At 73.4% G+C, this 2489-nt stretch carries 2 protein-coding genes; both read right to left on the bottom strand.

What is annotated here, in order from left to right:
* A partial coding sequence (locus VJR25_RS05130; protein WP_324113200.1) for an ATP-dependent helicase occupies window positions 1–1866 on the bottom strand: 1866 nt, incomplete at its 3' end.
* Window positions 1863–2489 (bottom strand): PD-(D/E)XK nuclease family protein (locus VJR25_RS05125; RefSeq protein ID WP_324113197.1); only part of this gene is annotated, 627 nt, incomplete at its 5' end. The genes VJR25_RS05130 and VJR25_RS05125, both read right to left, overlap by 4 nt.

Below are 2489 nucleotides of genomic sequence, written 5' to 3'. Positions count from 1 at the left end.
GGCGGCCTGGCGCAGGCCGGCGAACACCGCCGCCGCTTCGCGGAGACGCTCGCGTGCCTCCGGGGTGAATCCGCGCAGCCACCCGTGCTCCGGGTCGCGGCGCAGCACGAAGTCGAGGGCGTCGACGAGCGAGCCGCGGTCGGCGTCGGCGGAGGTGCGGATGCGCTCCGCGACCGCGGGATCGAGTTCGTGCCCCGCGCTGTCGTGCTCGGCGATGCGCCGCGACAGACGCTCGAGCTGCCGCAGATCGGCCAGGCCGATCGCCCAGCGCGGCCCGGCGAGGAGGCGGATGAGGGCGGAGCCGGCGCTCGGGTCGTTGATCACCCGCAGCGTGCTGACCACGTCGACCACCTCGGGCGTGGAGAGCAGGCCGCCGAGCCCGAGGATGCGGTGCGGGATGCCTCGGGCGGCCAGCGCGTCGCCGAACCTGACCATGTGCTTCTTGCTGCGGAACAGCACGGCACCGGTGGTCGACCGCCCGGACGCGGCCCGCTCGGCCCGAACGTTCGCGAACCAGTCGGCGACGCGCGCGGCTTCCTCGTCGATGTCGGCGCAGTCGGCGATCACGACCTGCCCGGCGCCGGCACCCGGTCGGGGGCGCAGCTCGCCGACCGGCACGGGCGGTTCGAGGGGGGCCAGCACGGCATTGGCAGCCGTGAGCACCTGTTCGCTGTTGCGCCAGCTGGTCAGCAGGGAGAAGACGGCGCACTGCGCGTCGTCGGGGACGAACGCGGCGGCGAACCCGCCGAGGTTGCCCGCGCTCGCGCCGCGCCATCCGTAGATGGCCTGGTGCGGGTCGCCGACGGCCATCACCGCGGTGCCGGCGAACAGCGCGGCGAGCAGATCTGTCTGCACGACCGATGTGTCCTGGTATTCGTCGAGCAGCACCACGCGGTACTGCTCACGGAGCTCCGCGGCGACCGGAGGATGCCCGCGCACGATGCGGATCGCGCCCGCGACCTGGTCGGTGAAGTCGATGACACCCAGCCGTCGCTTCTGCGCGTCGTACTCACGGGCCAGGGTGGTCAGCACGCCGAGGGCGTCGACGTCGTCGGCCGCCTTCGCGATGTCGGCATACACCGTGGTCGCGGCCTTCGTCGAGGGGATCTCCCGCACGATCCCGAACTCGTCCGGGAAGCGGGCGAGCGCGTCGAAGTCGCACAGGTTGTCGACGCCGTCCCGGGCGATGCGCAGCGCCGCGTCGATGACCGTGCTGAGGGCCCGGGGAGTCTGCTCGAGACGCGGGTCGTCGGAGGCGAAGACGACCCGCCGCATGAGCAGCCATGCCGCCGACTCGGACAGCACCGCCGATTCGGCATCTCGCCCGATCCGCACCGCGTTCTCGCGCACGATGCCGTCGGCGAAGCTGTTGTAGGTCATCACGGTGGGCCGGCGCAGGAGGCCGTCCGCGTCGGGCGCCTCCGGCTCGGCGTCGACGGAGACCGCGAGTCGGTCGAGGATCGCGGCGCGCGCCGGTTCGGAGGCGTTCTCCGGGAGTGCCAGTGCCTCGAGGCGTCCCTCGGCGTGCAGCCGGGCGAGATGCGGGACGAGGCCGCGCCGCTCCAGCTGCGACCAGCGCGCCAGGCGGCGCTGCAGCCGCTCCCCCAGCTCGCCGGCGGCCTTGCGGGTGAAGGTCAGCCCGAGCACCTCGTCCCGTTCGACGAGGCCGTTGGCGATCAGCCAGACGACCCGGCCGGCCATGGTCTCGGTCTTGCCGCTGCCGGCGCCCGCGACGACGAGCGCGGGACTCAGCGGCGCGGCGATCACGGCCGCCTGCTCCGCCGTCGGCGACGGCTGCCCGAGCGCGGCCGCGATCACCTCCGGTGCGATCAGCTCGGTCTGCTGCAGGATCGTCGCGCCGTTCATGCCCTGCTCACCGCCCCGACCGTGTGGATGCGGCACAGGCCGTGACTGTGGTCGTCGCGGCAGTGCTCCTCGTACGGGGCGAGGAACGCGGTTCCCCGCATCACCTCGGCGGCGTCGCGGACGCGGTCGATGAACTGCTCCTTCGCGGGCTGGTCGAACGGGGGCTGGCGGGGGGTCACGTACACCTTGGCCGCCGCCGTCGGGCGGATGACGAGCAGCTTCGCGCCCCCGGGAACCCCCGGCGGCGCGTCCGGCACCGCGCCGGCGTCGTACGCGAGCTGGTAGGCCGCCAGCTGCGGGTTGTCCGCGACCTTCGCGTCGGTCTGCGCGACCGATTTCCCGGTCTTCAGGTCGACGATCTCGACCCGTCCGTCGCGGGTGAGTTCGACCCGGTCGATGGTGCCGCTGAGCAGCACGCCGTGCGCGTTCCCGTCGTCTTCGGCGCCGGTCAGGGCGATGGGCACCTGGAAGTGGGACTCGGCGCCGAGCACCGAGCCGCCGCCGTCCGCGAAATCGCGCAGGTACCGGTGCAGCCGGTGCACGAGATCCTGAGCCCGCGTCTTCTCGGCGCGTCCCACCCAGGCGGCCTCGAACTCGAGCTCGCCCCAGCGGGACTCCACCTG

The organism is Microbacterium sp. (genome assembly GCF_035277845.1).
Classification (GTDB): Bacteria; Actinomycetota; Actinomycetes; order Actinomycetales; family Microbacteriaceae; genus Microbacterium.
Note: the sequence above shows the minus strand (reverse complement) of the source record. Positions and strands in the feature narration are given on the sequence as shown.